General features: G+C 67.6%; 21 protein-coding genes and 1 pseudogene. 6 read left to right on the top strand and 16 right to left on the bottom strand.

Annotated elements, in window-relative coordinates:
- The first annotated feature begins 131 nt into the window (after positions 1 to 131).
- On the top strand, positions 132 to 1,046 hold the full coding sequence (locus N4G47_RS20675) for a LysR family transcriptional regulator (RefSeq protein ID WP_475289814.1): 915 nt from the start codon (positions 132 to 134) through the stop codon (positions 1,044 to 1,046).
- A 94-nt stretch (positions 1,047 to 1,140) separates the two neighbouring features.
- Here N4G47_RS20675 and N4G47_RS20670 read toward each other — a convergent pair whose 3' ends face one another.
- Both N4G47_RS20670 and lepB read right to left on the bottom strand, forming a co-directional pair.
- Complete coding sequence (locus N4G47_RS20670; RefSeq protein ID WP_475289813.1) at positions 1,141 to 2,397, bottom strand: MFS transporter; 1,257 nt, start codon at positions 2,395 to 2,397, stop codon at positions 1,141 to 1,143.
- 121 nt (positions 2,398 to 2,518) lie between these two features.
- Entirely contained in the window at positions 2,519 to 3,145 is a 627-nt protein-coding gene (lepB, locus tag N4G47_RS20665; protein WP_475289812.1) for a signal peptidase I, read from the bottom strand.
- A gap of 267 nt (positions 3,146 to 3,412) precedes the next feature.
- Here lepB and N4G47_RS20660 point away from each other — a divergent pair, with 267 nt between their 5' ends.
- On the top strand, positions 3,413 to 3,814 hold the full coding sequence (locus N4G47_RS20660) for a hypothetical protein (protein ID WP_475289811.1): 402 nt from the start codon (positions 3,413 to 3,415) through the stop codon (positions 3,812 to 3,814).
- 3 nt (positions 3,815 to 3,817) lie between these two features.
- Positions 3,818 to 4,264 (top strand): 3-dehydroquinate dehydratase, encoded by a 447-nt coding sequence (locus N4G47_RS20655; RefSeq protein ID WP_004153636.1) that lies wholly within the window; start codon positions 3,818 to 3,820, stop codon positions 4,262 to 4,264.
- A 150-nt stretch (positions 4,265 to 4,414) separates the two neighbouring features.
- On the opposite strand, the gene dcp is transcribed toward N4G47_RS20655, so the two are convergent.
- The 3 genes from dcp to arfB all read right to left on the bottom strand — a co-directional run bounded on the left by dcp (position 4,415) and on the right by arfB (position 7,721).
- Positions 4,415 to 6,571 carry a peptidyl-dipeptidase Dcp gene (gene dcp / locus N4G47_RS20650; protein WP_475289810.1) on the bottom strand — a complete coding sequence of 719 codons (2,157 nt, stop codon included), beginning with the start codon at positions 6,569 to 6,571 and terminating at the stop codon, positions 4,415 to 4,417.
- Positions 6,572 to 6,682: 111 nt separating this feature from the next.
- A complete protein-coding gene (locus tag N4G47_RS20645; protein ID WP_235652498.1) occupies positions 6,683 to 7,243 on the bottom strand; it encodes a lysophospholipid acyltransferase family protein in 561 nt (186 codons plus the stop codon).
- 46 nt (positions 7,244 to 7,289) lie between these two features.
- Positions 7,290 to 7,721 carry an alternative ribosome rescue aminoacyl-tRNA hydrolase ArfB gene (gene arfB / locus N4G47_RS20640; RefSeq protein WP_107231447.1) on the bottom strand — a complete coding sequence of 144 codons (432 nt, stop codon included), beginning with the start codon at positions 7,719 to 7,721 and terminating at the stop codon, positions 7,290 to 7,292.
- A 134-nt stretch (positions 7,722 to 7,855) separates the two neighbouring features.
- On the opposite strand from arfB, the gene N4G47_RS20635 reads away from it, so the two are divergent.
- Positions 7,856 to 8,383, top strand: coding sequence for a DUF2059 domain-containing protein (locus N4G47_RS20635; protein WP_475289809.1), 528 nt, complete (start codon positions 7,856 to 7,858; stop codon positions 8,381 to 8,383).
- Positions 8,384 to 8,460: 77 nt separating this feature from the next.
- Here N4G47_RS20635 and N4G47_RS20630 read toward each other — a convergent pair whose 3' ends face one another.
- The 4 genes and pseudogenes from N4G47_RS20630 to N4G47_RS20615 form a co-directional block, all read right to left on the bottom strand.
- Positions 8,461 to 9,189: a pseudouridine synthase gene (locus N4G47_RS20630; protein WP_475289808.1), complete on the bottom strand. Its 729-nt coding sequence runs from the start codon at positions 9,187 to 9,189 to the stop codon at positions 8,461 to 8,463.
- 242 nt (positions 9,190 to 9,431) lie between these two features.
- Complete coding sequence (locus tag N4G47_RS20625; protein WP_475289989.1) at positions 9,432 to 10,010, bottom strand: O-methyltransferase; 579 nt, start codon at positions 10,008 to 10,010, stop codon at positions 9,432 to 9,434.
- Between the two features lie 5 nt (positions 10,011 to 10,015).
- Positions 10,016 to 11,670, bottom strand: a pseudogene (gene ubiB / locus N4G47_RS20620) (ubiquinone biosynthesis regulatory protein kinase UbiB).
- Positions 11,667 to 12,302 carry a ubiquinone biosynthesis accessory factor UbiJ gene (locus N4G47_RS20615; protein ID WP_475289807.1) on the bottom strand — a complete coding sequence of 212 codons (636 nt, stop codon included), beginning with the start codon at positions 12,300 to 12,302 and terminating at the stop codon, positions 11,667 to 11,669. Before N4G47_RS20615 ends, ubiB begins: the two are co-directional and overlap by 4 nt.
- 245 nt (positions 12,303 to 12,547) lie before the next feature.
- On the opposite strand from N4G47_RS20615, the gene ddlA reads away from it, so the two are divergent.
- Entirely contained in the window at positions 12,548 to 13,633 is a 1,086-nt protein-coding gene (ddlA, locus tag N4G47_RS20610) for a D-alanine--D-alanine ligase (protein WP_475289806.1), read from the top strand.
- A gap of 101 nt (positions 13,634 to 13,734) precedes the next feature.
- On the opposite strand, the gene N4G47_RS20605 is transcribed toward ddlA, so the two are convergent.
- The 3 genes from N4G47_RS20605 to oleC form a co-directional block, all read right to left on the bottom strand.
- On the bottom strand, positions 13,735 to 13,890 hold the full coding sequence (locus N4G47_RS20605; protein WP_107231440.1) for a DUF1328 domain-containing protein: 156 nt from the start codon (positions 13,888 to 13,890) through the stop codon (positions 13,735 to 13,737).
- Positions 13,891 to 13,972: 82 nt separating this feature from the next.
- Complete coding sequence (gene oleD, locus N4G47_RS20600; protein WP_475289805.1) at positions 13,973 to 14,965, bottom strand: 2-alkyl-3-oxoalkanoate reductase; 993 nt, start codon at positions 14,963 to 14,965, stop codon at positions 13,973 to 13,975.
- The gene (gene oleC / locus N4G47_RS20595; protein WP_475289804.1) at positions 14,962 to 16,620 is read right to left on the bottom strand and encodes an olefin beta-lactone synthetase; all 1,659 of its coding nucleotides are present in this window, start codon (positions 16,618 to 16,620) and stop codon (positions 14,962 to 14,964) included. Before oleC ends, oleD begins: the two co-directional genes overlap by 4 nt.
- A gap of 104 nt (positions 16,621 to 16,724) precedes the next feature.
- Between oleC and N4G47_RS20590 the strand changes: the two genes are divergently transcribed.
- Positions 16,725 to 17,156, top strand: a complete 432-nt coding sequence (locus N4G47_RS20590; RefSeq protein ID WP_046985344.1) for a YkgJ family cysteine cluster protein — start codon at positions 16,725 to 16,727, stop codon at positions 17,154 to 17,156.
- Positions 17,157 to 17,232: 76 nt separating this feature from the next.
- Here the strand turns inward: N4G47_RS20590 and N4G47_RS20585 are convergent, their stop codons facing one another.
- From N4G47_RS20585 to N4G47_RS20570, 4 genes are all read right to left on the bottom strand, one after another.
- A complete protein-coding gene (locus N4G47_RS20585; protein WP_475289803.1) occupies positions 17,233 to 18,123 on the bottom strand; it encodes an alpha/beta fold hydrolase in 891 nt (296 codons plus the stop codon).
- 128 nt (positions 18,124 to 18,251) lie between these two features.
- Positions 18,252 to 19,268, bottom strand: coding sequence for a 3-oxoacyl-ACP synthase III (locus N4G47_RS20580; RefSeq protein WP_057496978.1), 1,017 nt, complete (start codon positions 19,266 to 19,268; stop codon positions 18,252 to 18,254).
- Positions 19,269 to 19,369: 101 nt separating this feature from the next.
- Positions 19,370 to 19,687 carry a DUF4156 domain-containing protein gene (locus N4G47_RS20575; RefSeq protein ID WP_057496977.1) on the bottom strand — a complete coding sequence of 106 codons (318 nt, stop codon included), beginning with the start codon at positions 19,685 to 19,687 and terminating at the stop codon, positions 19,370 to 19,372.
- Between the two features lie 151 nt (positions 19,688 to 19,838).
- Positions 19,839 to 22,688 (bottom strand): M16 family metallopeptidase, encoded by a 2,850-nt coding sequence (locus N4G47_RS20570; RefSeq protein WP_475289802.1) that lies wholly within the window; start codon positions 22,686 to 22,688, stop codon positions 19,839 to 19,841.
- Positions 22,689 to 22,726 lie beyond the last annotated feature (38 nt).

The following is a 22,726-nucleotide window of genomic DNA, read 5'->3' as shown; positions in this document are numbered from 1 at the left end:
TAGGTGTCGACCTTGGTCGACACGTCATCAATGATCGATGTGGGCTTTTGTAGAGTCGAGCCATGCTCGACTGGCGGAAGAACGATCGAAGAAGACGCCAGGCACGGTGCCGGTCTGGCTAGACTGCACCCATGTCCATCGAACTCCGCCACCTGCGCTACTTCCTCGCCGTTGCCGACACGCTGCACTTCGGCCAGGCGGCAGAGCGGCTGGGCATGTCACAGCCGCCATTGAGCCAGCAGATCCGCCAGCTGGAAGAACTGATCGGTGCGCGCCTGTTCGTGCGCAGCCATCGCCGCGTGCAGCTGACGCCTGCTGGCGAGCTGCTGCAGGAACGTGCGCGCGCGATCGTGCAGCAGGTGGAAGCGGCGGTGGACGAGGTGCAGCGCGCGCAGCGCGGCGAGCAGGGCGAGCTGCACATCGGGCTGACCCGGGCCACGCCGCTGTCGCCGCAGATTCCGCGCTCGATCCTGCATTACCGCCAGCAATACCCACAGGTGCGGTTGCAGCTGAGCGAGATGAACACGCTGCAGCAGATCGATGCGCTGCTCGACGGCACGCTGGACGTCGGCATCATCCGCAAACGCGCGCTGCCGCCGGAACTGGTGGCGCACAGCCTGTTCGTCGATCCGCTGGCGTTGATCGTGCACGCCGGCCACCCCGCCCTGCACCGGCTCTCGAAGCAGGGCACGCTGTCGCTGCACGATTTCGCGCAGGAGCCGTTCGTGGCGTTCCGCCGCAGTGCCGGCGCCGGCATCCACGACCACATGATCGCGCTGTGCACGGCGGCAGGATTCACCCCGCGCATCGTGCAGGAAGCGGGTGAAGCCTCGACCCTGATCAGCCTGGCCGCCGCCGGGCTGGGTGCGGCCATCCTGCCCTCCTCGTGCGATCACATCCGCGTGGAAGGGGCGCGCTTCGTGGCGCTGGCCGATACCGGTGCGCATTCGGAAGTGCAGCTGGCCTGGCATCGCGAACGGGTGACGCCGTTGATCCGCAATTTCGCCGGGTTGTTGCGCGGCGCGTTTGCCGGTAGAGACTGTTAGTCGACTATCGCGCGCAGCGCGGGGTTTTTGCGGTCTGATGGAAGAGCAGTCGACTAACAGTCGACTCTACCGAGGCAGGCGCAATTCCACAGGATCACGCCGTCACCGGCTGCGGGGCGCGCTGCTGCAACGCCCAGACGATGCCGCCACCGACCAGGGTCAGCACGGCGGCAAACGCGCATACACCGCGCCAGTCCCAGGCCGCGTAGGCCAGGCCACCCACGCCGCCCAGCACGCTGGACCCCAGGTAATAGGCAAACAGGTACAGCGCCGAGGCTTCGGCGCGCATCGCACCGGCACGCGCACCCACCCAGCTGCTGGCGACCGAGTGGCCACCGAAGAAGCCGAACGTCACCAGCGCGATGCCCAGTGCCATCGTGCTCAGCCACGGCATCGCCAGCAGCGCGATGCCGGCGCCGATCAGCGCGAAGGAGATCGACAGGATGCGGCCACGGCCGTAACGCGTGGCCTGCTGGCCCATCCACGCCGAACTGAAGGTACCCACCAGATACACGCTGAAGATCAACCCGACCACAGTCTGGCTGAGGTGATACGGCGGCGCCAGCAGGTGGTAACCGAGGTAGTTGTAGAGGGTGACGAACACGCCCATCAGCACGAACGAGGTGGCGAACAGCCACGGCAGGCCGGGATCGGCGAACAGCCTGCGCCAGCGCGACGGGAGGTGGCGCAGGCCATCGCGGCGGGCATGGAAATGGCGCGACGGCGGCAGCTGCAGCCACAGCAGCACGGTGCTGGCGAGGGCGATGATCGAGACCACACCGATGCCCCAGCGCCAGCCCCAGTGGTCGGCGATGATGCCGGCCAGCAAACGTCCGCTCATGCCACCAATGGCGTTGCCGCCGATGTACAGACCCATCGCCAGGCCCAGCGCGCGGCTGTCCATTTCCTCGACCAGGTAAGTCATCGCCACCGCCGGTACGCCGCTCAGCGCAAGCCCCAGCAGGGTGCGCAGCACCAGCAGCGTGGTCCAGTCATCCACCAATGCCGTGCTCAGCGACAGCATGGCCGAGGCCAGCAGCGCAGCGATCATCAACGGGCGGCGGCCGACCGCATCGGACAGCAGGCCAGCCAGCAGCATCGCCACGGCCAGGGTGCCAGTGGTCAGCGACAGCGACATCGCGCTGCCGGCGGCGGACACCCCGAAGTGGCGGCTGAACTCGGGCAGCAGCGGCTGCACCGTGTACAGCAGGCCGAAGGTGGAAAAGCCGGCCAGGAACAGCGCCAGCGCAGTGCGGCGGAAGGCCGGCGTGCCCTGCTGGATGCGGGTGTCGGTGCCGGTATCGAGAGTGGAAGGACGGCCTTCAACGGCCGCCGCGGTTTCGCCAGTCATGGGATCGATGGGCCGGTGGGGTCGGCCGGGTGGGGAGGAACGGGCCCAGACTAGGCCCGTCCATCCAGTCGATCCATAACCTGTTGGATCATGATTGATACATGAGAAGTATCAATTCAGCTTACAGGCGCTGCCACTCGAAGCCGTCGCCACGGCGGTAGTACACCGCCACCGCCCGGCCGTAGACCTTGTCGGCGTCGACGAAGCCGAAGAAGCGGCCATCGAAGCTGTTGCCGCGGTGGTCGCCCAGCACCAGCACCTTGCCGGCCGGCACCACCAGATCGGCGATGTCCGGACCACCGCCCATGTCCAGGTCGAGGCGGGCGCGACGCTGGCCGAAGGCTTCCACGTCCTGCAGGTCGGCCATCTGCAACGGCTGGCCATTGATGCTCAGGTGGCCCTCGCGCATCTGCACATGGTCACCGGCCACCGCGGCAATGCGCTTGATCAGGCGGGTGCCGTCGGCCGGCGAGTCGAACACCGCCACTTCGCCGCGCTGCGGCGTGCCGGTGGACATCAGTTCCCTGTTGGTGAACGGCAGGCGCAGGCCGTAGGCACGCATGTCCACCACCACCCGGTCGCCGGGCTGCAGGGTCGGCTGCATCGAGCCGCTGGGCACTACGTAGTGGTTGGCCAGGGTATCGCGGGCGGCGGCCAACAGGCCGAGCATCACCAGCAGCGGCAGCGCCTCCTTCTTCAGCCAGGCCAGCGCGCGTTCGGAAAAGGGAGGGCGGGCAACAGCATCCATGTCAGGCTCCGGGTGGGTGGTAGCTGCATCAGACCACAGACGGGCGGGAGAGGTTCCCGTGCTGGCATCTTCGTAGCGTCGAGCTTGCTCGACTGCTCTGCGCCTCAGTCGAGCAAGCTCGACGCTACAAGCCGAGCATGGGCTCGGCTCTACAACAGGGGTTACGCAGGATTTACGCGCGGGGCCGGCTCCGGGCATCGCACCTTTACGGCCGCCACGCGCATCGTGTGCCTACCGCGCCGCAGGGCGCATTCCGCAAGGTGTTGTATGACCCTCCTGGTGATCCGCCACGCGTCTGCGACGGCACCGCGCCCACAGCTGCCGGCGCAGCTGTCCGGCCACCGCGTGCTGTGCAGCGACTGCGCCAGCCTGTCCGAAGTACGCCAGTGCCTGTGCCAGCCGCAGGCGCGCTCGGCCGCCTGGGTACTGCTGGACGTCGGCGTGGCCGACGAAGCGCAGTGGCAGGCCGAAGGTGGCGCACTGCAGGCGGCGCTGGAACGGCTACCAGCGCAGTACATCGAGTTGCAGGCCCCGAGCGAGCGTGGCCTGGATGCGCGCCTGCACCTGCAGCACGGCCCGGCCGCGGTGGTGATCGACCAGCGCAGCCAGCAGGCCGGCTATCCGCTGTCGCTGGCCATTGTCGGCCGCCGCCTGGCACAGGAGGGCTGAGCCATGTCGATCTTCATCATCCGTGGCCCGGAAGCCGCCGGCGCGCTGATCCGCACGGCCATGCCGCTGCCGGCACCGGTACTGAAATCGCTGGTGCATCGTGCGATCGACGCCGGCACCAGCGTGGCGATCCGTGCCTGCGGTTCGGAACAGGAACTGCTGGATGCGCTGCGCGTGGCCGACCACAGCCGCGGCGAAGTGACCCTGCTCGATCCGGGTGCGTGTGCCAACAGCCTGCGCCTGCAGCGGTTGCTGCCCTACCTGCACAACGCCTACGTGGAAGTGCATGACGACGGCGCGGTGGCCGAACCGTGCCTGCCGGCCGGTGTCGGCCAGCGCCTGGGCATCGCCGCCGGCTATGGCGCGCAGAGCTACGTGCTGGCGCTGGATATCGCGCTGGACCACCTGGGCCTGGCCGAGCAGGCCAATCGCGTGCACGTGGGGACGTAAGCCGCTTGTGTAGAGTCGAGCTTGCTCGACTGGTTTTTCGTGGGAAAACCGTCGAGCAAGCTCGACGCTACAAGGGCGGGAAAGGCCGTCGAGCAAGCTCGACGCTATACAAGGAAAAACGGCGGGGTTGCCCCCGCCGTTTTCTGTTTCTTATTTCAGGCCGCGGAACTTCAGCAGCGGTTCCACCGACGGGTCCTTGCCGCGGAAATCGCGGTACAGGGTCGACAGCTCCACGCTGTTGCCGCGCGAGAGGATCTTGTCGCGGAACTCCTGGCCGTTGGCCGCGGTCAGGCCACCGTGTTCGGTGAACCACTGGTAGGCGTCATGGTCCAGCACTTCGGCCCAGAAGTAGGCGTAGTAACCGGCCGAGTAACCGCCACCCCAGATGTGATCGAAGTAGGTGGTGCGGTAACGCGGCGGCACCTGCGGCAGGTCGACCTTGAACTTCTTCAGCGCGCTGGCTTCAAAGGCGCCGACATCCTGCAGCGGCGCGTCGGCCTTCTGCGTGTGCCAGGCCAGGTCCAGCAGTGCGGCCGACAGGTACTCGGTGGTCGCATAGCCCTGGTTGAAGCTGCGCGCCTTGAGAATCTTGTCGACCAGTTCCTGCGGCATCGCCTCGCCGGTCTTGTAGTGCTTGGCGTAGTTGGCAAACACCTTCGGGTCCAGCGCCCAGTGCTCGTTGAACTGCGACGGGAACTCGACGAAGTCGCGCGAGGTGGCGGTGCCAGCGATCGACGGGTACTTCACGTTGGAGAACATGCCGTGCAGTGCATGGCCGAACTCATGGAACATCGTGGTGACGTCGTCGAAGCTGATCAGCGCGGGCTGGCCGGCGGCCGGCTTGGTGAAGTTGCAGACGTTGTAGACCACCGGCTTGGCACCGGTCAGGCCGTCCTGTTCGACGAACACGTCCATCCAGGCGCCACCGGACTTGCTGTCACGCTTGAAGTAGTCGGTGTAGAACAGCGCCAGCGAGGTGCCGTCCTTGTCGAACACTTCGTACACCTTCATGTCCGGGTTGTAGGTCGGAATGTCGGTGCGCGGCTTGAAGGTGATGCCATACAGCTGGGTGGCGGCGTAGAAGACGCCGTTCTGCAGCACGTTGTCCAGTTCGAAGTACGGCTTGATCTGCGACTCGTCCAGATCGTACTTGGCCTTGCGCACCTGTTCGGCGTAGAAGTCCCAGTCCGAGGCGGCAACCTGGAAACCGCCCTTCTGCGCGTCGATCACCTTCTGGATCTCGCCGGCTTCGGCGCGGGCCTTGGCGGTGGCCGCCGGCACGGTGTCGGTCAGCAGCTTCAGCGCGGCGGCCGGGGTCTTGGCCATCTGGTCGCCCAGCTGGTAGTCGGCGAAGGTGTCAAAGCCCAGCAGCTTGGCCTTCTGCGCACGCAGCTGGGCCAGGCGCTGCACGGTCTGCCGGGTGTCGTTGGCATCGCCGCGCTCGGCGCGGGTTTCCGAAGCCTTCAGCACGGCAGCGCGCTGGTCGCGGTCGCTCAGCGAACCGAGCACCGGCTGCTGGGTGGTGTTCTGCAGCGGCAGCAGGAACTTGCCGTCCAGCTTGCGGTCCTTGGCGGCAGCGGCCGCATTGTTGATCGCGTCTTCGTCCAGGCCGGCCAGCTTGGCCTTGTCGTCGACAACCACGGCCGCAGCGGCAGTAGCCGCCACCAGGCGGGTGTGGAACTGGGTGGAGAGGGTGGTCTCTTCCACGTTGAGCTTGCGCAGCGAGGCCTTGTCGGCGTCGGACAGCTGCGCGCCAGAGCGCACCAGGCCGTCGTAGTAATGCTCGACCAGGCGCTTCTGCACCGGGTCCAGTTCCAGCGTTTCGCGCTGGTCATAGATCGACTTCACGCGCGCGAACAGCTTCGGGTCGAGATTGATCTCGTCCTGGTGCGCGGCCAGCTTCGGCGCCACTTCTTCCTGGATCTTCTGGCGCGCGTCGTTGGTATCGGCCTGGACCAGGCCGAAGAAGATGCGCGACACGCGGGTCAGGGTCTCGCCGCTGCGCTCCATCGCCACGATGGTGTTGTCGAAGGTGGCCGGCTCGCTGCTGTCGGCGATCTTGCGCACGTCGGCCAGGTGCTGGCGCATGCCTTCTTCGAACGCCGGCAGGTAGTCGCTGTCCTTGATCTTGTCGAACTGCGGCGCCTGGAACGGCAGCGTGCTGGCACTCAGCAGCGGATTGGTGGACGCTTCGGCCGGCTGCTGGGCCGGGGTCTTCTGTGCATCGGACACGGGGGTGGACTCCTTGCCGGAACAGGCCGCCAGCGCCAGGCTGATGGCGGCGGCCAGGACTACGGTACGCGACATGTGGAACGCTCCTTGGGCAGACGGTACGGGATACCAGCCGCCCACCCTACTCCTGTCGCGCACGCCCGGCATGTGCCGGACGTGGCGTCTAGGCGGCAGCCCGCAGGCGGCTCAGACCGTGCCGCGGGTCTTGCCCATCCACGGCCGGTAGAACTCGCGGATGGCGGCCATGTCGGCCGCATCATCGCCGCTGGGGGTGAACAGCGGGCCGATGCCGATGGTCTTCTCGGGGTAGTGGAAATAGGCGGCCAGGATCGGCACGTCGGCCATCCGGGCGATCTTCAGGAAGCCGGCCTTCCAGTCCTTCACCGCCTTGCGGGTGCCCTCGGGGGTGATGGCGAACCACATCTTCTCGTTGTTGCGCAGCAGGTCCACCGCCTGGCCCACCGTGCCCTGTGGCGAGCTGCGGTCCAGCGGGATCACGCCCAGCCTGTGCAGCAGCGGGCCCAGCGGCCACCAGAACAGCGAGGCCTTGCCCAGCACCTTCACCTTCATGCCCAGCGCGATCTTGGCGGCCATGCCCCACAGGCCGTCCCAGTTGGACGAATGCGGCGCGATGATGAACACCAGGCGGGGGATGTCAGGCAGGGTGCCGGTCACCTTCCAGCCGCCCATGCGCAGGGTGCAGCGCGCCAGCCAGCGCAGGAAGGCGTTGGGTTTGACCTGCGGCATCTGCGGCGGCACGGCCGGCAGCAACGAAGTCGGCTTGTTCAAGCAATCACTCCCAGTCACGTGATGAGCGCCCGCGCTTGATCTGCGCGCGCCCGCGTTTGGCGTCCAGACGACGCAGTTTCGACCCGAGGGTCGGCTTGGTGGCCTTGCGCGGTTTGGGCACGCTCAGCCCGGCCTGGATGAAGGCCGCCAGCCGCTCGCGCGCATCCTCGCGATTGCGATCCTGGGTCCGGAAACGTTGCGCATCGATGACCAGCACGCCTTCGCCGGTCACCCGCCGGTCACGTCGCGCCAGCAGGCGCTCGCGCAACGGGTCGGGCAACGAGGGCGAGTTGGCCACATCGAAACGCAGTTCCACCGCGGTGGACACCTTGTTGACGTTCTGGCCACCGGCGCCACTGGCGCGCACGAACCGCTCGACGATCTCGCCGTCGGGGATTTCAAGCTGCGCGTTGATGGTGACCGGTCCACTGCCCATCCGCGCATTGTAGCGGCAGCCACGCACCGGAGTGCGACATCGCGCACCGTATGCCGCCGATCAGGCACCGAACACGCCGCCTTCGCCTTGGCTGCGGGTATGCTGGCCGTCCCATGTACCGCAGGAAGCTTCGCATGACCCGCTTCGCACCCGCCCTGCCGTCCCTGCTGCGCCGTGCCGCCCTGTTGCTGGCGCTGGCCGTGGCCAGCACCCCGGCCCTGGCCGCGCCGCCGACCGACGGCGACATCAACCGCCTGCTGTCGGCCTCGCGCGCGCAGAGCATGATCGACACCATGCTGCCGCAGATCGAGGCGATGCAGCAGCAGCAGTTCCAGCAGGTGGCCGCGCAGCGCCAGCTCAACGCGCAGCAGCAGGAACAGCTCAAGCGGATCCAGGCCCGCACCAGCCAGACCCTGCGCCAGGCCCTGTCGTGGCAGCAGCTGCGGCCGATGTACGTGGACCTGTACAAGAAGACCTTCAGCAAGGAAGACGTGCTGGCGATGGCCGAGTTCTACGAGAGTTCGGCCGGCCAGAGCCTGCTGGACAAGACCCCGGCGCTGATGCAGAACGTGATGGTGGCCATCCAGGCACGCATGCAGCCGCTGTTTGCGGACCTGCAGAAGGACCTGGACGCGATCGTCAACGAGCCGGAAAAGAAATGAGGTAGTGCCGGCCGCTGGCCGGCAATCCCGGGACAACCGGAATCGGGCGGATGCCGGCCAGCGGCCGGCACTACCGTCTACAGGTCCTGGCTCCAGCCGAACAGGTCCAGCGCCTTCTGGAACTCACGGTCCAGCGGCGCACGTACATCCACGCTGCCGCCCTCTGGATGGGGAAAACGCAGGCGTTCGGCGTGCAGCAGCATGCGGTGCACACCCTGCATGCGGAAGATGCGGTTGTGGCGGCCATCGCCGTGGCTGGTGTCGCCGATCATGTGGTGCGAGAGGTGCTTGAGGTGCCGCCGGATCTGCCGGAAGCGTCCGGTCTGCGGCTGGCAGCGCAGCAACGCATAACGCGAACTGCTGAATTCGCCGATCGGCACCGACAGCTCGCCGGTCGCCAGGCGCTGGAAGTCGGTGATCGCTGGCTTCTTCACCGGTTTGCCCGGCCCACCGTCCAGATCGTGATCGACCTGCCAGGACAGCTCGGCCGGCCAGCCGCGGCACACCGTCAGATAGTCCTTCAGCACGTCGCCGCCCATCAGCGCCTTGCCCAGCGCGCTGGCGGTGTCACGGTCGAAGGCCAGCAGCAGGCAGCCACTGGTGGCCCGATCCAGGCGATGCACGAGGAAGATCGGGCGACCCAGCTGCTCGCGCAGGCGGTCGGCCAGGAAGTCGTCTTCGCCACGGGCCAGCTTGCTGTCGTGAACCATCAGCCCGGCCGGTTTGTTGACCACGGCCAGGCGTTCATCCAGGTGCAGCAGCTGCAGGGGCGCGGTTTCGGGGGCGGTTTCGGTATCGGTACTCACCGCCGGATTATACGGGGGCGGCCAACCCGGTAGAGTCGAGCTTGCTCGACTGCCTTTCGCGCGTCAGTCGAGCAAGCTCGACTCTACATGGGGTACGAAGCAGTCGAGCAAGCTCGACTCTACATGGGGTACGAAGCAGTCGAGCAAGCTCGACTCTACATGGGGTACGAAGCAGTCGAGCAAGCTCGACTCTACGTGGGGTTTGAGGCAGTCGAGCACGCTCGACGCGGCGGCAAGAGCCGTCAGGTGTTGCGCACGGCCAGCAGTTCGCCGTTGCCCACCGGCACCAGGCTGGTGCTGAAGTCCGCATCCGCGGCCAGCAGCACCCGCAGCGGCTCCATCTGTGCTGCATGCGAGGTGGCGTTGTCCACCACCAGCAGCCCGCCCGGTCGCAGCACGCGGCGCAGCTGCGGCCACCAGCCGGCATACTGTTCGCGGTCCGAGTCGAGGAACAGCAGATCGATGCTGGCCTCGGCCGCCTGCGCCAGCCAGCAACCGGCATCGCCGTGGACCAGGGTGATGCGCTGCTCCAGGCCGCTGCGTGCGAATGTGGCACGCGCCATCGCCGCCTTGTCCTCGGCGAACTCCAGCGTGGTCACATGGCCATCGACGGCAGCGGCGGCTTCGGCCAGCCACAACGTGGAATAGCCGTTGGAGGTGCCGATTTCCAGTACCCGCCGTGCGTTGCCGAAGCGCACCAGCACCGACAGGAATTCACCGGTATCGGGCGTGATGTTGAGCATGCGCCGACCGCGCTCGGTCTCACGCGCGTCGTTGTCGGCGCCAAAGCGCGCCAGCTCGTCCTTGAGCGCCTGCAGCATGGCGTCTACTTCCACCAGGCGCGCGCCAGCGCCACCGCGCCGATCGCACCGGACAGCCAGCTCCACATCGGCAGGTCGCCCCAGTACCAGCCCGGCGGCTGCAACACGTACATCAGCGCGGCGATGGCCAGCAGGCCGACCCCGGTGATCGCGCCGACCGCGCGCTTCTGCAGGCGCTGCACGCTGGCATCGAGCGCGACCAGATCGCGCGAGCGCATCGCCAGCTCATGGCGGCCCTCCACCTGCTGGGTCAGCCAGGCATGCACCAGGCGCGGCATGTCCGGCGCATGGGTCATGATTTCCGGCAGCCGCTTGCCGATCTCGCGCACCACCCGGCGCGGGCTGTAGCGCTCGCGCAGGATCTTCGCCAGCACCGGCTTGGCCACCGCCCAGATGTCGATCTGCGGGTCCAGCTGGCGGCCGACACCTTCGATGTTGAGCAGGGTCTTCTGCAGCAGGATCAGCTGCGGCTGCAGGGTCAGCTGGTAGCGCTGGGCCACGCGGAACAGCTTCATCAGCACTTCGGCCAGCGAGATCTGCGACAGCGGGCGGGTGAAGTACGGCTCGCACACCGAACGCACTGCCGCTTCCAGATCATCGATGCGCACGTGGTCGGGCATCCAGCGTGCCTGCACGTGCAGCTCGGCGATGCGGCGGTAATCGCGGTTGAAGATGGCCATGAAATTCTCGGCCAGGTAGTACTGATCTTCCTGCGAGAGCTGGCCCATGATGCCGAAGTCCAGCGCGATGAAGCGCGGGTTGGCGCGACGCGACGGATCGGTGTCGACCCAGATGTTGCCGGCGTGCGCATCGGCATGGAAGAAGTTGTCGCGGAACACCTGGGTGTAGAACACCCGCACCCCTTGGCCGCCAGCGCCTTGCGGTCGATGCCCGCCTTGTCCAGCGCGGCGATGTCGTCGGACGGGATGCCCCACACGCGCTCCAGGGTCAGCGCGCGCTCGGCGGTATGGCTCCAGATCACTTCCGGCACGTACAAATCGTCGCTGTTTTCCCAGAAGCGGCGCAGCACGCTGGCATTGGCGCCTTCGCGCTGCAGGTCCAGCTCGGCGGCCAGGGTGTTTTCCACTTCGGCCACCACTTCGCGCGGGCGGATCTTGTCGGCACGCGGATGGGTGCGCTCGACCAGCGTGGCCAGCGAATTGAGCAGCGCAATGTCGGCGTCGATCTGCTTCTCGATGCCCGGACGCAGCACCTTGACCACCACCTGGCGGCCATCGGCCAGGGTGGCGGCATGCACCTGCGCGATCGAGGCCGAGGCCAGTGGTTCGGTGTCGAAGCTGGCGAACGCCTCGCTGACCGGGAGGCCCAGCGCTTCTTCCACGATGCGGCGCGCAGTATCGCCGTCGAACGGCTTGACCCGGTCCTGCAGCAGGGTCAGTTCGTTGGCTACGTCCGGTGGCACCAGATCGCGGCGGGTGGACAGGATCTGGCCGAACTTGACGAAGATCGGGCCCAGGTCCTGCAGCGCCAGGCGGAGGCGTGCGCCACGCGACTGTGCGGCGATGGCGGCGGAGGCACGCGGCACGAACGGCTTGGCCAGGCGCAACCAGCGCTCGGCCGGGGTGCCCTGCAGCAGATCGTCGAGGCGGTAACGCAGGATCACCCGGCCGATACGGCTGGCCCGCAACAGCGCCTTCATGCGGCACCCCGCAGGCGCTGCACGCGCGCGCCAAGGCGCTCGACATCATCGCGCAGCACATCCACGTCATCGTGGAAGGCCTCCAGTTCGGCGCGCGGCACCACGTCGCGCGATTCCTCGGTGATGAATTCGGCGGCACTGTGGGCCAGATCGATCGCCCCCTGGCGCGCGTGCTGCAGGGCGCTGCGCAGAGTGTTGGCCACCTGTACGCCCAGCACCTCGCCGAACACGCTCACGAACGGCTGCTGCCAGTCCGGATCAAAACCCTTGGCCAGCTGCTGCAGGCGCCGCGCCAGCTCGGCGTCGCCGGCCACGCGCACGCGGCCCTTGCCATGGCTGTCGCCGCGCCGTGCGTTGGCCAGCAGCGGCAGCTGCGCCAGCACGCCGGCCAGGCTGCTGCGCACGGCCAGATCGGCTTCCTGCGCGTCCACTGGGCCCACCCGCAGCTGATCGCCCTCGACGCTGATGCGCATCGCCAGCGAGGGCGCCTCCAGGGTCAGGTCGATATGCCGGCCATCGAGACCGGTCAGCGCAAGACGGGTATCCGGATCCAGCGCCAGCGCGCGGTTCAGGGCGATCTGCAGCGCACGGCCGGCGGCCGGCTTGAGGGACTTGAGCAGGGAAAGAGCCATGTGCGCATTCTACCTGCGTGGGTGAGGAGCTTGGGCCGGGCTGCCGCCCGGCACCCGCCGGTAGTGCCGGCCGCTGGCCGGCAGGATCAACCACAACAGCGCGCTACCCGTGGCAGGGCAGGGGTCAGAGCCCGTTGCGCAGCAACGGGATCGAACCCGGTTGATGGTTCATCCGCGCCTCACCTGAGCGGCAATGGAAGGTTCATGCTGTACGGCCACGCAACGCACAGGACATCGCATTCCCCATGGCACGGACCCGGGTCGGCATCATCTTCGGGGGCACCTCCTCCGAGCACGAAGTTTCACTGCAGTCGGCGAAGAACATCCTCGACGCGCTCGACCGCGAGCGCTTCGAGCCGGTGCTGATCGGCATCGACAAGCAGGGCCAGTGGCACCTGAGCCAGCCAGACACCTTCCTGCTCAATGCCGATGATCCGGCGCGCATTGCGCTGCGTCCCTCCGGCACCACGCTGGCGCTGCGGCCGGGGGCCGGGCAGGCGCCGCTGCAACCGGTACAGGCGTCCACCGCGCTCGGCCAGATCGATGTGGTGCTGCCGATCGTGCACGGGCCGCTGGGCGAGGACGGTGCGTTGCAGGGGCTGCTGCGCATGGCCGGCCTGCCCTTCGTCGGGTCATCGGTACTGGGCTCGGCAGCGGCCATGGACAAGGACGTGGCCAAGCGCCTGCTGCGCGATGCCGGCCTGGCGGTGGCGCCCTGGGTATGTCTGCGCCGCCATCAGGCCGCGCAGGTGGACGTGGCGGCGCTGATCGCGCAGCTGGGGCTGCCGCTGTTCGTGAAGCCAGCCAACCAGGGCTCGTCGGTAGGCGTGAGCAAGGTGAAGGACGCGCACGACTTTGCTGCCGCACTGGAACTGGCGCTGCGCCATGACCACAAGGTACTGGTGGAATCGGCCGTGGTCGGCCGAGAGATCGAGTGCGCCGTGCTGGGCAACGCGCAGCCACAGGCCAGCGTGTGCGGTGAGGTGGTGCTGCACGATGAGTTCTATGCCTACGACACCAAGTACATCAACGCCGACGGTGCCGAGGTGGTGGTGCCGGCCGATATCGATGCCGACACCCAGGCACGCATCCAGCAGATCGCGCTGCAGGCTTACCAGACGCTGGAGTGTGCGGGCATGGCGCGGGTGGATGTGTTCCTCACCGCCGAGGGAAAGATCGTCATCAACGAGATCAATACCCTGCCCGGCTTCACCCGCATCAGCATGTATCCGAAACTGTGGGGCGCCAGCGGGCTGGGCTACACCGCGCTGATCACGCGGTTGATCGAGCTGGCGCTGGAGCGCCATGCGGCTGACAAGGCGCTGGTGTAACCCGGGAAACCCGCATCTGTAGAGTCGAGCCATGCTCGACTGCTTTTGAGGTAGTCGAGCAAGCTCGACTCTACAGGCACGTCAGTCGAGCACGCTCGACTCTACCCGCGCTTGCGGAACATCGAGATCACCGCAAGGATCAGGAACACCACGAACAGGATCCAGGCGATGTTGCTGGCCGCACCGGCGATGCCGGAGAAACCGAGCACGGCGGCAATGATGGCGATGACAAAGAAAATGACGGCGTAATGCAGCATGGCGCTCCTCGCAGATGTCCGGGCCGTTGGATGGCGTGGGTCCATCCTCCCGATCTGGCGGTGTGCAACCAGTGACGGCGATCTATGCAGCAGATGAAGCCTTCAGCCTGCGCAGCCCTTCTTCGATGCTGACCTGCGGCACATAGCCGAAATCGCGGCGTGCCGGTTCCATGCTGTACCAGTGCGGCGTGCATAGCTGCTCGGCCAGGAAGCGGGTCAGCGGCGGTTCGCCACGCAGGCGCAGCAGCGGCCACAGCCGCTCGCACACCGCACCGATACGGTAAGCGGTCTTGAAGCTGATCGCCTTGTCCACGGTCGGCGCACCCACGGCAGCCAGCAGCTTGTTGACCAGTTCGCGCATCGGCAGCGGTTCGCCGTTGGAGATGAAGTACGCCTTGCCCGCGCAGGCCGCGCCCGGTGCCAATGCCTCGAAAGCGAGGAAGTGCGCCAGCGCGGCGTTGTCGATGTAGGTGGTATCGACCTTGTTGTTGCCATCGCCAACCAGGCGCAGGCGGCCCTGCCGCGCGCGCTCGGCCAGACGCGGCACCAGCTGCTGGTCGCCCGGGCCCCAGATCAGGCGCGGGCGCAACGCCACCGTGGCCAGCGTGGCGTCGTTGGCGGCCAGCACGCGCTGTTCGGCGATCGCCTTGGTCGCCGCGTACGGTGCCTGGAAATCTTCGCCGTACGGCACTTCGTCGGCACCCAGCCCTTCCACCGGGTGGGTGGCGCGGTGGGTCACGCTGGGCGTGGAGGTGTAGACCAACCGATTGATGCCGTGCGCGCGGCAGGCGGCGATCACGTTGTCGGTGCCGACCACGTTGGCCTGGTGGTAGCTGTCATAGCTGCCCCACGCGCCGGCCTTGGCGCCGTTGTGGAACACCGCATCGACGCCGGCCACCGCATGCAGCACCGCCTGTGCATCGGCCAGGTCGCCGCGGATCTGGCCGACGCCCATCGCCTGCAGCTCCGGGTAGTGACTGCGGTTGAACGCCAGCACCTGATGGCCACGCTCGACCAGACCGCGGCACAGCGCCTGGCCAAGAAAACCACCACCACCGGTGACCAGGATCTTCATGCGCGCTTCTCCAGTTCGGCGCTGGCCCAGACGGCGAGCTTCTCGCGGCCGATCTTGGCGTTGTGACGGATATCGACGGGGAACGCCGGATGCACCAGGAAGTGCTGCAGGCCGGCCTCGGGCAGGCGGGCGGCGGCATGCGCGCGCAGCGCGTCCTGCAGCGCCGGGCTGTCGGACTGGCCACGTTGCAGTTCCACGCACAGCACCGGCCGCTGCGCTCCGGCAGCCCCCACCCCCACCAGCGCGGTGCGCGCCACCCCTGCCACGGTGTTGAACACCGGCTCGACCTGTTCGGTGTACAGCGGCCCTGCGGCGGTTTCCACCCGATGGGTCTTGCGGCCACAGAACCACAGGCGGCCCTGCGCATCGAAGTAGCCCACATCGCCCATGCGATGGACGATGCGGGTGCTGCCATCGGACAGGGTTTCGGCAATCTTTGCCGCCGCCGTGGCCTGCGGGCGGTTGAAGTAGCTGTCGGTGGCCGTCGGCCCGGCCACGGTGATCTCACCCACCGCGCCCACGCCCAGCACGCGCGCCTGCGACCAGTCGGCCAGCGGTGCGTCGTCGATGGCGATGATGCGCACCTCGTTCGGTGCCACCACGCTGCCTACGCAGGTGCCGGCACCGCCCTCGGTGGCCGCGCGCGTGCGTTCCAGTTCGCGGCCTTCGACCACCGCCACCGGCAGGCATTCGGTGGCGCCGTAAGGCGTCCAGAACTGCGCATCGGCCGGCAGCAGGCTGCGGATGGTGGCGACCACGTCCGGCGGCACCGGCGCCCCGGCCGAGGTCACCCGGGTCACGCCCGGCAGCGGTCGGCCGTGCCGGGCCAGCACCCGCATCAGTGCAGGCGAGCCGAACAGCTGGGTCACGCCGAAACGCTGGATGGCATCGTGCAGGCGCGCCGGATCGGCCTGTGCCGGCCGGGTCGGGTCCATGTCCGGAATCACCGAGGTCAGCCCCAGCGCCGGATCGAACAGCGCGAACGGCGGGAAGGTCGGCAGGTCCACCCCGCCCGCTTCCATGCCGAAGGCACTGCCCAGCAGCTGGATCTGGCCGACGAAGTGGCGGTGGCGGTAGACCACGCCCTTGGGCACGCCGGTGGAGCCGCTGGTGAACAGGATCGCGGCCATGTCCTCGCCATCGGTGTCGGCCAGCATGGCGCCGCCACGGGCACCGGCGCGCTCCAGCGCGGCCAGGGTGGTGCCACCCCAGCCCAGCCGGCGCCCGACCGTGACCAGGCGGGTGGCCGAGGGCGCCCAGCGCAGCGCCAGGCGCGCCACATGCGCCAGCGCAATGCCGATGAAGGCCTCCGGCTGCGCCTCGTCCAGGCACTGCTTCAGCGCGCGCCGGTCAATGCCCGGATCGACCAGTACCGGCACCGCCCCCAGCTTGAACAGCGCGAACATCAGCAGGAAGAACTCCGGCGAGGGCCGCACCATCACCACCGTGCGCACGCCGCGGCCGATCCCGTAACCGGCCAGGCCGGCGGCCATGGCGTCGCTGCGGGCGTCCAACTGGCGGTAATCCAGGGTCACATCGTAGGCGGCCATGCCGTTGCCGGCGCCGCGGCGGCCGGGGCAGCGGATGGCGATCTGGTCGGGGCGTTCACGCGCCAGTTCAGGCAGGCGCGCGGCAATGTTGCAGGGTCGGTTCATCCGTTCATTGTCGCCGCTTACGGAATTTCTTGCGCGGCGGCCCGCTTCGTGGAAAATCCGCTGCCTCGTTCCCGATTCCGACTGCCGCCCGAGGCGGCTTGCCCATGCAACACCCCTGCATGACCTGCGGCGCCTGCTGCACCCAATACCGCGTGGCCTTCCACTGGATGGAATCGGACGAGGTCACCCCCGGCGGCGTACCGCACCAGCTGACCGAGGTGCTGGACCCGCACCGCCTGTGCATGCGCGGCACCCACTCCAAGCCGGTGCGCTGCGTGGCGCTGGATGCGCAGATCGGGGTGTATTCGCGCTGCACCATCCACCCCAACCGGCCCAGCGTGTGCCGCGAGGTGGACGCATCGTGGGAGTACGGCAAAGCCAGCCCGCAGTGCGACAAGGCGCGCATCGCCTATGGCCTGGACCCGCTGACCCTGGCCGACTGGCGCTGGCGCGATGAAGCCGGCAACGACGACGACCATCCGGACGACAACGGCAACAGCCCCTCCTCGCCACCGCAGGCACCGATCGCGGCGTAGTGCGGCGTGCCGACCAACGGTCGGCACCCACCCATTCCTTCCCCTGTGGGTGCCGACCGTTGGTCGGCACGCCTCGTCAGATCGGGTTCTTGTCCAGGAACGCGCGGATTTCCGGCACCAGCACGTCGTGCTTGTCTTCCAGCACGTAATGGCCGGCGTCCTCGAAGGCATGCACCTGGGCCTGCGGCAGCGCGGCCTGGAAGCCCTTCAGGAAATGGTGGTCGAACACGAAGTCGCGCAGGCCCCAGCCGAGGAAGGCCGGGCGGTCGGCGAACGACGGCAGCGCCTTGCCGGCGCGTTCCAGCAGCGACCACGCCTTGTCGGCCGGCGACAGCGGAATGTCCTGCATGAAGCGGATGGTGCTGATGCGGTTGGCATAGCTGTTGTACGGCGACACGTAGGCGCGACGCACGTCGGCCGGCATCTTCCGCTCCACGCCCAGCCACGAGGCGCCGGAGGAGAACGCGTTGAAGGTGCGGATGATCCACTCACCGATCTTCCAGTGGCGGCCCAGCGCGATCTGCCACGGCATCTTCTTCGCCGCCGGCATCGGGAAGGCGGCCGTGTTGAGCACCACCAGGCGCTTGACCTGTGCGTGGTGCGACAGCGCCCAGCCGAAGCCGATCATGCCGCCCCAGTCGTGCACGGCCAGGGTCACCGGGCCGGTGATGCCCAGGTGCTTGAGCAGTGCATCCAGATCATCCACGCGCGACTGCAGGGTGTATTCGTAGTGGCGGTCGTCGGGCTTGTCCGACAGGCCCATGCCGATATGGTCCGGCACGATGCAGCGGTACCTGTCCGACAGGCCGGCCACCAGCGTGCGCCAGTAATAGCTCCACGACGGGTTGCCGTGCACCATCACCACCACCTCGCCGTCGCGCGGGCCTTCGTCGAGATAGCTCATCGACAGGCCGGGACGAACCTCGAAACGCTGCGGGTGGGCGGGGTAACCGGGAAGATCGCGCATGCGGAACACCTAGTGAGAATCGCGGCGCACTGTAGAGCCGAGCCGATGCTCGGCTGCTCTGCGGTCAGGCCGCGGTGGAACCGCGCTGGGCGCGTGAGCCGAGCATGGGCTCGGCTCTACAGGAGGTCTTACCAGACCACTTCGGCCATCGAGCAGTTCAGGCCCGAGCCGATGCCCAGAAGCGCGATGCGATCGCCCTTCTTCAGCTTGCCCAGCTGCTTGAGCTTGCTCAGCACGATCGGCACCGAGGCCGGACCGATGTTGCCGTGCTCGCCGAAGATGGTCATCACCTTCTTCGGGTCGATGCCGAAGTTCTTGATGAACGCGGCGGTGTGCGGCTGGCTGACCTGGTGGATGACGAACTGGTCCAGTTCCTCCACCGCCCAGCCGAGTGCGATCTTGGCGGCAGCGAAGGTCTTCTGTGCCAGCTTGATGCCTTCGATCAGCAGCAGGCGGGTGTCGGTGACCATGCGGTCCAGATTGCCCAGGCACAGCTGGTTCCACTCGGTGGCCGAGCGGGTCACGCCACCCTTGTAGCGCGGCGCGTCGGGCACCAGTTCCGAGCGCGCCATCACCATGGCCGCGGCACCCGAACCGGTGGTCAGCGCCGCCAGCTCATTGCGGAAATCATCGGCGGACACGTCCGGGGCGGTCATCCGCTCCAGGGTCTTCTCGTACACCAGGTTGGCGGTCTCGCCGTCCACCACCAGCGCATAGTCGATATCACCGCGCTCGATCATGCGCGCAGCGATATCCATGCCGTTGATGAAGGCCAGGCAGGCATTGGCGACGTCGAAGGTCATGCACTCGTCGCTGACGCCGAGGTTGCCGGACACGATCGACGCGGTCGACGGCTCCAGGTAGTCACGGCTGACCGAGGTATTGACCAGCAGGCCAACCTGGGTCGCTTCGATGCCGGCATCTTCCAGCGCCTTGCGGCCGGCCATGGTGGCCGCGTCCGAGGCCAGCACGCCGTTGTCCCACAGGCGGCGCGCGTGCACGCCGGCGATATCGCCAAGCACGTCGGTGCGGATGCCCAGGCGATCCAGCGTCGGCTGCAGGCGTTCGTTGATTTCCTTGGTCGTCAGCGTATGCGGCGCGTCGACGTGTGCCAGGCCGGCGATCGAGACATTCTTGAAGAGCATCGAGGTTAGCGCCAAGGCTCAGGCAAAGGGGGCGCTATTCTATAACCCCCGGGCTTTCACCGCATCTTTACGAATTCAGCCTTGCCCGTATGGTGAAGCGTTCAGCGCGGCGGGCACTGGAACGCTGCAAAACGCTGGCTGCCGTCGGCGGGGGCGGCAGCGGCCTGCACGGCGTTGGCACCGGCACTGGGGGCCTCGTTGCGGGCCAGGGTTTCCAGCTCTTCCTGCACGCGCAGCGGGTTGCGGTTGTAGAAGCCGACCTTGCTCTTCACCGACACCACCACCTCGCCCTTGGCGATGCAGCCGGCCGGAACCGGCCCTGCAGGCAGCACGCGGGTCGCCTTGCCGGCCGGTTCGATCGGCACCCAGGTACAGGCGGTGACGGTAAGCAGCAGGGAGGACAGCAGCAGAATGCGCATGGGCAGATCCTGGAAGGGGTTGAGGGGATTCTGCCTGAACAGCCTGAATCGGGGGTAGCCGGGGTCGGGGTCAGCGGCGGGGTCACCGGGTTGCCGGCCAGCGGCCGGCACTACCGGGAGGCCTGCCCGCCTCGGCGGGCAGGCACATCCCTTATTTCTTCACCGGGTTGCCTTCGGCATCGATCACGGTCACCTCGCCCAGGTTCAGCGCGCGCACCGCCGCTTCGGTCTGCTTCAGGTCACCCACCACCACCCAGGTCAGCGCCTGCGGCTTGATCTCGGCGGCGGCCTGCTGCACCTGCGCCGGGGTCATCGCCTCGATCTCGGCCTTGCGGCGCAGCACGTAGTCGTCCGGGCGCTTGAACTGCACGATCGAGCCGATGGTCGCAGCCACCGCACTGGCGGTCTCGTAGGCACCGGGCAGGCTCAGGGTCTGGATGTTGCGGATGCGGTTGACCTCGTCGGCGGTAGCCGGCTTGCTGCCATCGGCGAACGCGGCGATCTCCTTGCGCATTTCCGCCATCGCCGGGCCGGTCTTGTCGATCTGCACCGGCGCACTGGCCATCCACGGGCGCTGGCCCACCGAGCTGGTCGCGCTGCTGCGCGCACCGTAGGACCAGTGCTTGTCCTCGCGCAGGTTCATGTTCAGGCGCGAAGTGAAGTCGCCACCGATCACACCGTTGGCGATGTCGAAGCGGGTCGAACTGGCGGCGCTGGACGGCGGCACCACCTGGCCGGCGAACAGATTGGCCTGCACCGCACCCGGCTGGTCGATCAGGAACACGCGCGGGCCCTTGGGCAGCGCGACATCGGTGGCCGCCTTCACCTGCGGCGCATCGCCGGCGGCCTTCCAGTCGCCCAGCTGCTTGTCCAGCAGCGGCACGATCTCGGCCAGCGTGGTGTCACCCACGACGATCAGGGTGCCGTTCTGCGGGCGCAGCCAGTCGTGGTGGAAGTCGACCAGATCCTCGCGGGTCAGGCCGCTGATGGCGGCTTCATCACCGCTGCCGGTGAACGGAATGGCGTACGGATGGCCCTTGCCGTACAGCAGCGGCGGCAGCACGCGCATCGCCACCGCACCCGGGTTGACCTTCTCCTGCTGGATGCCGGCGATCCAGGTGGCGCGCACGCGGTCGATCTCGCCCTGTTCGAAGCGCGGCTCGCGCAGCAGATCGCGGTACAGCGCCAGCGACGGCGCCAGGTTCTCCTTCAGGGCCGACAGATCCACGCTCATCGAATCCAGCCCGGCCGAGGCATCGAGGCTGGCACCCAGCGCGTCGGCGGCATCGGCGAAGGCCAGCGACCCCAGCTTGCCGGCGCCTTCGGTCATCAGGCTCATGGTGAAGTTGGCGGTGCCCGGCTTGCGGCCCTGGTCGGCGCTGAAACCACCCGGGAACTGGTAGCTGAACTGCACCACCGGAATCTCATGGCGCTCGGCCAGGATCACCTGGGTGCCGTTCTTCAGCGTGGCGCGCTGCAGCGCCGGGAACTTCAGCTGCGGGAACTCGCGCGTCTGCGGCACGCCCGCCTTGCGGTCAACCTGGTCGGGCAGGGTGCTGTACTTCGGATCCACCGCCGGCACCGTGAACGGCTTCGGCGCCTGGCTCGGTTCTTCCTTCAGCGCCACGCGCTCACCCGGTGCGATCACCAGGGTGTGGCTGCCCTTGTCCAGCCACTGCGCACCGAGGCGGCTGAGATCGGCGGCGGTGGTCTTCTCGATGTTGGCCAGCGAGGTGCGGAAGCAGCCCGGATCGCCGGTGAACACCGCGCACTCGGCCAGCGCGTCGGCCTTGCCGCCGAAGCCACCGATGCGTTCGATGCCGCGGATGAAGCCGGCGCGGGCGCCGGTCTTGGCGCGCTCCAGTTCGGCGGCGGTCGGGCCCTGCTTGATCAGCCGGTCCAGTTCCTCATCGATGATCTTCTCGACCTTGGCCGGGTCCTGGCCCTGCTTGACCGTGGCCACGATCAGGAAGTTGGAGCCCAGCTGCGACGACGACAGGCCCGAACCGATGCTGTCCACCAGCTTGTCCTGGTGCTGCAGGCGCTGGCTCAGGCGCGAGGATTTGGCACCGCCCAGCACCTGCGCGAACAGCTGCAGCTGGTCGATGTCAGTGGTGCCGACCTGCGGCACGTTCCAGGCGCGGTAGATACGTGCCTGCGGCACCTTGTCGGTCATCGTCTCGCGCGTATCGGCGCTGCGCTTGGCCACGTTCACCGCCGGCTGCGCCATGCTCGGGCCGGCCGGGATGCTGCCGAAGTAACGGGCGACCTTGTCCTTGGCGGTGGCCAGGTCGATGTCGCCGGCCAGCACCAGCACCGCGTTGTTCGGGCCGTACCAGGTGCGGAACCAGGTTTTCACGTCATCCAGCGACGCGGCGTTGAGATCGTTCATCGAGCCGATCACGCCGTGGTGGTACGGATGGCCCACCGGGTACAGCGCCTTGGTGAGCTGGTCCCAGGCCTGGCCATACGGCTGGTTCTCGCCCTGGCGTTTCTCGTTCTGCACCACGCCACGCTGCTCATCCAGCGCGGCCTGGTCGATCGCACCGACCAGATGGCCCATGCGGTCCGATTCCATCCACAACGCCATGTCCAGCGCGGTGGTCGGCACGTTCTCGAAGTAGTTGGTGCGGTCGGTGTTGGTGGTGCCGTTCTGGTTGGTGGCACCGACCTGCTTGAACGGTTCGAAGAATTCGCCGCTGTGGTTTTCGCTGCCCTGGAACATCAGGTGCTCGAACAGGTGCGCAAAGCCGGTGCGGCCGGCCGGTTCGTCCTTGCTGCCGACGTGGTACCAGACGTTGACCGCCACGATCGGCGCCTTGCGATCGGTATGCACGATCACGCGCAGACCGTTGGGCAGGGTGAACTGCTCATACGGAATGTCGACCCTGGCCGGTGCCGCCGGCCTGGCGGCCAGCGCGGAGGTGGGCGCAAGCGTGCCCAGGGCGGTGCTGAGGGCGACAGCCAGCAGTGCAGCGCGCGGGCGAACGGCGAAAGACATATCCAGATCCTTGGTCACATAGGTGAACCCCGATCCTA

It is taken from the genome of Stenotrophomonas sp. GSD10, assembly GCF_056172695.1.
The sequence above is the reverse complement of the archived record's forward strand: the minus strand, read 5'-3'. Positions and strand labels throughout refer to the sequence as shown.

What these genes read in the sequence shown, in the direction of transcription:
- N4G47_RS20675 (WP_475289814.1), top strand. Translation starts at nt 132, where the DNA reads ATGTCCATCGAACTCCGCCACCTGCGCTACTTCCTCGCCGTTGCCGAC.
- N4G47_RS20670 (WP_475289813.1), bottom strand. Translation starts at nt 2,397, where the DNA reads ATGACTGGCGAAACCGCGGCGGCCGTTGAAGGCCGTCCTTCCACTCTC.
- lepB (WP_475289812.1), bottom strand. Translation starts at nt 3,145, where the DNA reads ATGGATGCTGTTGCCCGCCCTCCCTTTTCCGAACGCGCGCTGGCCTGG.
- N4G47_RS20660 (WP_475289811.1), top strand. Translation starts at nt 3,413, where the DNA reads ATGACCCTCCTGGTGATCCGCCACGCGTCTGCGACGGCACCGCGCCCA.
- N4G47_RS20655 (WP_004153636.1), top strand. Translation starts at nt 3,818, where the DNA reads ATGTCGATCTTCATCATCCGTGGCCCGGAAGCCGCCGGCGCGCTGATC.
- dcp (WP_475289810.1), bottom strand. Translation starts at nt 6,571, where the DNA reads ATGTCGCGTACCGTAGTCCTGGCCGCCGCCATCAGCCTGGCGCTGGCG.
- N4G47_RS20645 (WP_235652498.1), bottom strand. Translation starts at nt 7,243, where the DNA reads ATGCCGCAGGTCAAACCCAACGCCTTCCTGCGCTGGCTGGCGCGCTGC.
- arfB (WP_107231447.1), bottom strand. Translation starts at nt 7,721, where the DNA reads ATGGGCAGTGGACCGGTCACCATCAACGCGCAGCTTGAAATCCCCGAC.
- N4G47_RS20635 (WP_475289809.1), top strand. Translation starts at nt 7,856, where the DNA reads ATGACCCGCTTCGCACCCGCCCTGCCGTCCCTGCTGCGCCGTGCCGCC.
- N4G47_RS20625 (WP_475289989.1), bottom strand. Translation starts at nt 10,010, where the DNA reads ATGCTGCAGGCGCTCAAGGACGAGCTGGCGCGCTTTGGCGCCGACAAC.
- N4G47_RS20615 (WP_475289807.1), bottom strand. Translation starts at nt 12,302, where the DNA reads ATGGCTCTTTCCCTGCTCAAGTCCCTCAAGCCGGCCGCCGGCCGTGCG.
- ddlA (WP_475289806.1), top strand. Translation starts at nt 12,548, where the DNA reads ATGGCACGGACCCGGGTCGGCATCATCTTCGGGGGCACCTCCTCCGAG.
- N4G47_RS20605 (WP_107231440.1), bottom strand. Translation starts at nt 13,890, where the DNA reads ATGCTGCATTACGCCGTCATTTTCTTTGTCATCGCCATCATTGCCGCC.
- oleD (WP_475289805.1), bottom strand. Translation starts at nt 14,965, where the DNA reads ATGAAGATCCTGGTCACCGGTGGTGGTGGTTTTCTTGGCCAGGCGCTG.
- oleC (WP_475289804.1), bottom strand. Translation starts at nt 16,620, where the DNA reads ATGAACCGACCCTGCAACATTGCCGCGCGCCTGCCTGAACTGGCGCGT.
- N4G47_RS20590 (WP_046985344.1), top strand. Translation starts at nt 16,725, where the DNA reads ATGCAACACCCCTGCATGACCTGCGGCGCCTGCTGCACCCAATACCGC.
- N4G47_RS20585 (WP_475289803.1), bottom strand. Translation starts at nt 18,123, where the DNA reads ATGCGCGATCTTCCCGGTTACCCCGCCCACCCGCAGCGTTTCGAGGTT.
- N4G47_RS20580 (WP_057496978.1), bottom strand. Translation starts at nt 19,268, where the DNA reads ATGCTCTTCAAGAATGTCTCGATCGCCGGCCTGGCACACGTCGACGCG.
- N4G47_RS20575 (WP_057496977.1), bottom strand. Translation starts at nt 19,687, where the DNA reads ATGCGCATTCTGCTGCTGTCCTCCCTGCTGCTTACCGTCACCGCCTGT.
- N4G47_RS20570 (WP_475289802.1), bottom strand. Translation starts at nt 22,688, where the DNA reads ATGTCTTTCGCCGTTCGCCCGCGCGCTGCACTGCTGGCTGTCGCCCTC.